This window comes from Ochrobactrum sp. Marseille-Q0166, assembly GCF_014397025.1.
Lineage (GTDB): Bacteria > Pseudomonadota > Alphaproteobacteria > Rhizobiales > Rhizobiaceae > Brucella.
This window is the reverse complement of the sequence record NZ_JACJUO010000001.1, coordinates 781,108-787,500: the sequence shown is the minus strand read 5'-3', so window position 1 is coordinate 787,500 and position 6,393 is coordinate 781,108. Positions and strand designations below refer to the sequence as shown.

The following is a 6,393-nucleotide window of genomic DNA, read 5'->3' as shown; positions in this document are numbered from 1 at the left end:
ACTGTCAACGAACTTTCACAAAAAAATACAAAGTTTCTTTCAACAGAAAATAACAGCAAACTTTACCAAACATTAAGCACCCAAACCAGATCGATTCCAACCAAAAACGCAAAGGGCGCTCAACGCGCCCTCACCCAGCTCAACTCTCTATATAATACCAATCAGCACGAAGGCGCGCTCAACCACCCCATCCGCTCCGCAACATTATCCGCCAATGCACGCACCCGTGCACCCATCGTCTCGAGTATCTCCGGCCGCGCCTCCGCTGCCATCATCGATAACGCAATCCCAGCCGTAGGATGATTTGATCGATCACAGATCGATGCTCCAATACAAAACATCCCCTCTCGCAACTGGCCGTCATCAATCGAATAGCCCCTCTTCTTTACGTCCGCTATTTCAGATCCAAGCTGCTCAAAAGATAAAACGCTTGAAGGCGTAATAGGCTTCGGCCACTCAGAAGGAAGGTGTCGAGCCAGTTCCTGCTCAGACATGGCCGCTAACATCGCCTTGCCCGTCGCAGTAAAGACAGCTGGTACGCGCATACCAATACGGAACGTTATACCAAGTGGTGCCGACGAGTTGCGGCAGGACAGATAGATGACTTCTGGACCTTCAAGGTGGGAAAGCGTCAATGTATAAGCGCCAAGCTCTTCCGCTTCTGCCACCGCCTCATGAAATGCATCCACAATATCGCTGCTTGCCAGAAAGACATTGGCCCAGCGAACTGACTGCGGCCCCATTGTAAAGCTTCCATCGCTATTAAGCTTCAATAACTTTAAGTGTGTGAGAGTCTGACAAAGACCGTGAACACTGCTTTTAGGCAGGCTGGTCTGGCGAACGAGATCAGAAAGTTTGATCCCTTGCCGGCTCTGCGCGACGCAATCAAGAATCTGCGTCGCCCTGACCACCGCCGGAACCAGCTTCAAGGAACTTTCTTCATCGAGTACGGTTTTGTCCATATGCCCTCTTTGACCAATCGACAGACGAATTGACTTTAGCGCCGCCGGCTGATTTATTCAGTATATCGTATGTCGTTCAATATAATGAACGACCGTCTGACGCAACATCGGGATGGAATATCAGATATGCTCGCTTTAAAAGACCCCTCATTGCTTAAATCGCAATGCCTTGTGGATGGAAACTGGATAGACGCTGCAGACGGCAAGACCATTGACGTAACCAATCCGGCAGATGGTTCTGTCATTGGCACCGTTCCTTCCCTCTCTGTTGATACTATTAAAGAGGCAATCAACGCTTCGAACAAGGCATTTCCGGCATGGGCTGCGAAGACCGCCAAAGAACGCGCCGGAATTCTGCGCAAATGGTTTGATCTGATCGTCGCCAATGCAGACGACATTGCCCTTATCATGACATCGGAACAGGGCAAACCACTCACCGAGGCGCGCGGTGAAGTTCTTTATGCTGCATCTTTCATTGAATGGTTCGCAGAAGAAGCCAAGCGAGTCTATGGAGACACCATTCCGGCAACACAGCCCGGCCAGCGTTTGACCGTCATCCGACAGCCCGTCGGTGTGACCGCTGCAATCACGCCATGGAACTTCCCGGCGGCAATGATCACGCGAAAGGCAGCGCCAGCACTGGCTGCTGGCTGCACGATGATTGTCCGCCCTGCCGATCTCACCCCGCTCACCGCGCTTGCGCTCGGTGTTCTGGCTGAAAAGGCTGGCATTCCTGCAGGCGTTCTGCAGATTGTGACCGGCAAAGCCCGCGAGATCGGCGCCGAGCTCACCAGCAATGACATTGTCCGCAAGCTTTCCTTCACCGGCTCGACCGAAGTTGGTCGCCTGCTGATGGCGCAGTGCGCCCCGACCATCAAGCGTATCTCGCTTGAGCTTGGCGGCAATGCACCTTTCATCGTGTTCGACGATGCAGACATTGATGCCGCTGTGGACGGCGCTATGCTTTCCAAATATCGCAATGCCGGTCAGACCTGTGTTTGCGCCAACCGCATCTATGTTCAGCGCGGCGTTTACGACAAGTTTGCAGAAAAGCTGGCACTGAAAGTGAAAGAACTGAAAGTCGGCAACGGCACCGAGCCGGGCGTCGTCATCGGCCCGATGATCGAAGAAAAAGCCATCACCAAGGTCAAAGCGCATATTGAAGATGCGGTTTCAAAAGGTGCCAAGCTCATCTCTGGCGGCAAGGAACTGGGTGGCCTGTTCTTTGAACCGGGCATTCTGACCGGCGTTACCTCGGATATGCTTGTTGCCAAGGAAGAAACCTTTGGCCCGCTTGCTCCACTCTTTGCCTTCGACACCGAAGAAGAAGTGATCGCTGCTGCCAACGACACGATCTTCGGTCTGGCTGCTTACTTCTATACGGAGAACTTCAGCCGCGCGATCCGCGTCAGCGAAGGCCTGGAATACGGCATGGTCGGACACAATACCGGCCTGATCTCCAACGAAGTTGCACCCTTCGGTGGCGTGAAGCAGTCTGGCCTCGGTCGCGAAGGCTCGAAATATGGCATCGAGGAATATCTGGAAACCAAGTACATCTGCAGCGCCTATAAGCGCTGAAATTACGCTTAGCGACTTTAAAAGGTGGCACGCATTGTTCGTGCCACTTTTTTTATTTATAGACGACGCCGACAACCCTTGGGTGTTTGCCCACAAAAAATTCGGAAAACTTCATGCTGCGCCGACTCTATGATTGGACGATATCGCTTGCTGCCCGAAAGTCCGCCGAATATTGGCTCGCTTTCATCGCTTTTGTAGAAAGCTCAGTGTTTCTCGTACCAGCTGATGTGCTCTTTCTTCCAATGGCACTGGCCCGCCCGGAACGGGCCTACCGCTATGCACTCGTTGCAACCATCTTTTCGGTTCTTGGCGGCATAGCTGGCTGGTTTCTCGGCTATCATGCCTATGAGCAGGTCGCAAAACCAGTACTCGAAATGTATGGCAAACTCGACACATTCGAGCAAATGCGCGGAACGACCAGCGCCGACATGATTCTGCTGATGCTTATCACATCGGGCCTCGCACATCTGCCACCGATCAAGATTGTCACTATTTTGTCTGGTGCTGCGGGCATCAATATCTGGCTGTTCATCGCGTCGGCCATTTTTGCGCGCGGCGCACGCTTCTTCTTCCTTGCATGGCTATTGAAGCGCTATGGAGAACCGATACGCCACTTTATTGAAAAACGTCTCGGCATGCTGGCTGGCCTTGTCGCCGTAGCACTCATTGCACTGTTTTTTGCAGTTAAGTATCTTCACGCCTGATTTTGCCTCAAGCCGGTCAAATTTAATTGCTTGGAGACGAAGCAATATTTTCGACTATGAATAACGCCAATAAGGCTCAGGAAATTTCAGATGGCATTCGCACTTAACAAACCGGTCGGCAAAAAACAGGCCTGGACCGCAGGCATCATGACGGTTGGGCTTGCCGCAACTGTTGGAACGGCTCTAGGCTTTGAGCATCTGGCTGGATTTATGCCTTGCAAACTTTGCCTTGAGGAGCGCACGCCTTATTATTTTGGCGTTCCGGTTTTGGCTGTGGCCTGGGTTTCCTACGGATTGAAATGGCCTCCGGTTCTCACACGAGGTCTCATCCTGATCGGCGCACTGCTGATGACCTTTGGACTTGCGCTTGCCATCTATCATACCGGTGTCGAACTCAAATACTGGCCGGGTCCGGCTGATTGCAGTGCGGCCACCATGAAGATCACACTCGATGCAGGCAATCTGCTCAGCGATCTCAACGCGACCCGCCCGCCCGCATGTGACAGCGCTCCGGGCTTCTTCCTCGGCCTGTCATTTGCCGGATGGAACGTCGTCGCAAGCCTGCTCTTTGCAGCGATTGGCTACTACGGCGCTTTTGCAAAAGGTGGGAAGTAACAGCGAATTCTGAGAAGTTAAGGCTCCAGTTCGACATCCCAGTACAGAAAATCGAGCCAACTTTCATGAAGATGGTTGGGGGGAAAGAGGCGGCCATTTTTGTGTAGATCCTGCACCGTTGGCTGCGCTGGCTTCTGACGCGGCCACATATGCGCGCTTGCCGGCATCAAGCCGCCTTTGCGCAGATTGCAAGGGGAGCACGCGGCAACCACATTTTCCCACGTCGTCTCGCCGCCATGACAACGCGGGGTGACGTGATCAAAGGTCAGATCATGTGGTGAACCGCAATACTGACATTCAAAACGATCACGCAGAAACAGATTGAAGCGCGTAAATGCCGGATAGCGTGGTGGCTTCACATAATCCTTCAGACAGATCACGCTTGGCAAACGCATGGAAAAGGATGGCGAGGATACGACCTGATCGTATTCGGCCACGATATGCACACGTTCGAGAAAGACTGCCTTGATCGCATCCTGCCAGGACCAGAGCGACAAAGGATAATAGCTGAGCGGTCGATAATCCGCATTGAGAACCAGAGCAGGCAAACCACTGCTCGAAACAGTTCGGGGAGAGACGGCTACATTCAAGGGCACACCTCCTTCAGAGCAACTCCAAAAGGAAAAGTGCGAATGGCTTTCCATGCGGAATTGCGCTTTTCATCGAAGCGCCCTGCGCCCGTTATGGGCACAACCTACAACGCTCCAACTTTGTGAAAGCGGCATCGCAATAGGCAGGAGATCAAGTTTCTGCGAATCGAAATACCGTCATTCACCTGATGCAAATAATGTAATCCCGACGTGACAGCATTGTGAAGCAGAAACGCATGTATGTCCCCGGAAACACGCAAGATTTACAGAAGGGGGGCAGCCTCCCTTCCCTTGATGGCAGCATAATATGCCCAGAACAACCGCGCCGCCACGCCGCGCCATGGCGCCCAGCCTTCGGCAAGCAATCGAAGAGCGGCGGCATCGGGTCTCGTTTCATGCGCAAAAGCATGACCAACAGCCGTTTGCAGCGCCACATCCCCAGCCGGAAACACATCAGGATGACCAGCGGCGAACAGCAGATAGACTTCAGCCGTCCATGGGCCGATGCCCTTGATAGCGGTCAGCGTCTTGATCGCTTCTTCGGCCGGCAGATCGCATAGCCCATGCAGGTCGATTGCCTCTTCTGCCAAAGCTTCACTCAAAGCAAACAGCGTTCTCTGTTTTGGTCGTGAAAGCCCCGCAAAACGCCATGCCTCTTCCCCGCCTGCAATATAAGCCTCCGGTGTCATCGGATCGATCACCTGCTTGAACCGCGCCCATATTGCGTTCGCACTGGCCGTCGAAACCTGTTGTGCAACGATAATCGAGGCTAGACTTTCAAAGCCCGGCTCAGACCTGCGAAGTGGCACAGCATGAGAACGGCTGCGGATATCGAGCAACCGTGCGTCGGCGAAACCCAACGCTTCAAGCCCGGCTTCAATATCGTCCAATGTATCGATCCGCCGCATCGTCAGGCCTTTCTTTTCACACGCGCGCAAAGTACCAATACCGTCAAATGACAATCAACTGACATAAACATGACAAAATCTGTTTTCCGCTTCGCTCCAAGCCCCAATGGACAATTGCATCTTGGCCACGCCTATTCAGCACTTCTCAATGCAAGCATGGCACGGACAAGCGACGGACGCTTTCTGCTTCGCATGGAAGACATCGATACCGCCCGATGCACGCCTCAACTCGAACAGGGCATCTATGATGATCTCCACTGGCTCGGCCTTGAATGGGAACAGCCGGTACGCCGCCAGTCAGAGCATTTCGGCGAATATCGCAATGCACTGACCAAGCTTGCCGACCAGAGGCTCGTCTATCCCGCCTTTCTCAGCCGCACCGAGGTGCGCGAGATCATCGGCGAAGCACATGCCAAAGGCCGGGAATGGCATGCCGATCCTGACGGTACACCGCTTTATCCGCAGGGCGAACGAAACTTGAGCGAAAAAGAGCAGATGGAGCGCATCGTCTCCGGTGCGCCCTATGCGTGGCGGCTCAATATGGAGAGGGCGCTGGAAGTGGCTGGCGAAGCGCTTTTCTGGAACGAAAGCGGCCACGGCCCGAATGGCGAAACCGGTCGCGTGAACGCCGATCCCGCGCAATGGGGCGACGTGGTGATCGCCCGCAAGGACACCCCCACCAGCTATCATCTTTCCGTCGTGGTGGATGATGCGCTGCAAGGCATCACCCATATTGTCCGCGGACGCGATCTTTTTCATGCAACATCCGTGCATCGGCTTCTGCAAAAGCTTCTGGGCCTGCCGGAACCGCTTTATCATCATCACGATCTGGTGCTGGGCGACGATGGTTTGAAACTATCCAAAAGCCGCAAGGATACAGCACTCAGCAGCTTGCGCGAACAGGGCTTTACGCCGGACGATATCCGCGCAAGATTATCGCTATAAAAACCATTTTCGCCGCAGCGTCACAGATGATGTGCCCGTGCGCTGATTGACGAAAGCGCACTAAAGCGGTTCAAAGACAGCATGATAGCTG

7 protein-coding genes are annotated in these 6,393 nt (G+C 53.7%); 4 read left to right on the top strand and 3 right to left on the bottom strand.

Features of this window, described 5'->3' with window-relative positions; all coding sequences use genetic code 11:
• Positions 1–161: 161 nt before the first annotated feature.
• On the bottom strand, positions 162–962 hold the full coding sequence (locus H5024_RS03740; RefSeq protein WP_187544087.1) for an IclR family transcriptional regulator: 801 nt from the start codon (positions 960–962) through the stop codon (positions 162–164).
• 126 nt (positions 963–1,088) lie between these two features.
• On the opposite strand from H5024_RS03740, the gene H5024_RS03735 reads away from it, so the two are divergent.
• From H5024_RS03735 to H5024_RS03725, 3 genes are all read left to right on the top strand, one after another.
• Entirely contained in the window at positions 1,089–2,540 is a 1,452-nt protein-coding gene (locus tag H5024_RS03735; RefSeq protein ID WP_187544086.1) for an NAD-dependent succinate-semialdehyde dehydrogenase, read from the top strand.
• A 113-nt stretch (positions 2,541–2,653) separates the two neighbouring features.
• Positions 2,654–3,244, top strand: a complete 591-nt coding sequence (locus tag H5024_RS03730; RefSeq protein WP_187544085.1) for a YqaA family protein — start codon at positions 2,654–2,656, stop codon at positions 3,242–3,244.
• A 90-nt stretch (positions 3,245–3,334) separates the two neighbouring features.
• Entirely contained in the window at positions 3,335–3,859 is a 525-nt protein-coding gene (locus H5024_RS03725; protein ID WP_187544084.1) for a disulfide bond formation protein B, read from the top strand.
• Positions 3,860–3,876: 17 nt separating this feature from the next.
• Here H5024_RS03725 and H5024_RS03720 read toward each other — a convergent pair whose 3' ends face one another.
• Together H5024_RS03720 and H5024_RS03715 are read right to left on the bottom strand one after the other, a co-directional pair.
• Positions 3,877–4,449, bottom strand: coding sequence for an HNH endonuclease (locus H5024_RS03720; RefSeq protein WP_187544083.1), 573 nt, complete (start codon positions 4,447–4,449; stop codon positions 3,877–3,879).
• Positions 4,450–4,712: 263 nt separating this feature from the next.
• On the bottom strand, positions 4,713–5,357 hold the full coding sequence (locus H5024_RS03715) for a DNA-3-methyladenine glycosylase (RefSeq protein WP_187544082.1): 645 nt from the start codon (positions 5,355–5,357) through the stop codon (positions 4,713–4,715).
• A gap of 69 nt (positions 5,358–5,426) precedes the next feature.
• Between H5024_RS03715 and gluQRS the strand changes: the two genes are divergently transcribed.
• On the top strand, positions 5,427–6,302 hold the full coding sequence (gene gluQRS / locus H5024_RS03710) for a tRNA glutamyl-Q(34) synthetase GluQRS (RefSeq protein ID WP_187544081.1): 876 nt from the start codon (positions 5,427–5,429) through the stop codon (positions 6,300–6,302).
• Positions 6,303–6,393: the final 91 nt, after the last annotated feature.

Excerpts from the sequence above, each read along its gene's own strand:
- H5024_RS03740 (WP_187544087.1), bottom strand. The coding sequence starts at position 962 with ATGGACAAAACCGTACTCGATGAAGAAAGTTCCTTGAAGCTGGTTCCG.
- H5024_RS03735 (WP_187544086.1), top strand. The coding sequence starts at position 1,089 with ATGCTCGCTTTAAAAGACCCCTCATTGCTTAAATCGCAATGCCTTGTG.
- H5024_RS03730 (WP_187544085.1), top strand. The coding sequence starts at position 2,654 with ATGCTGCGCCGACTCTATGATTGGACGATATCGCTTGCTGCCCGAAAG.
- H5024_RS03725 (WP_187544084.1), top strand. The coding sequence starts at position 3,335 with ATGGCATTCGCACTTAACAAACCGGTCGGCAAAAAACAGGCCTGGACC.
- H5024_RS03715 (WP_187544082.1), bottom strand. The coding sequence starts at position 5,357 with ATGCGGCGGATCGATACATTGGACGATATTGAAGCCGGGCTTGAAGCG.
- gluQRS (WP_187544081.1), top strand. The coding sequence starts at position 5,427 with ATGACAAAATCTGTTTTCCGCTTCGCTCCAAGCCCCAATGGACAATTG.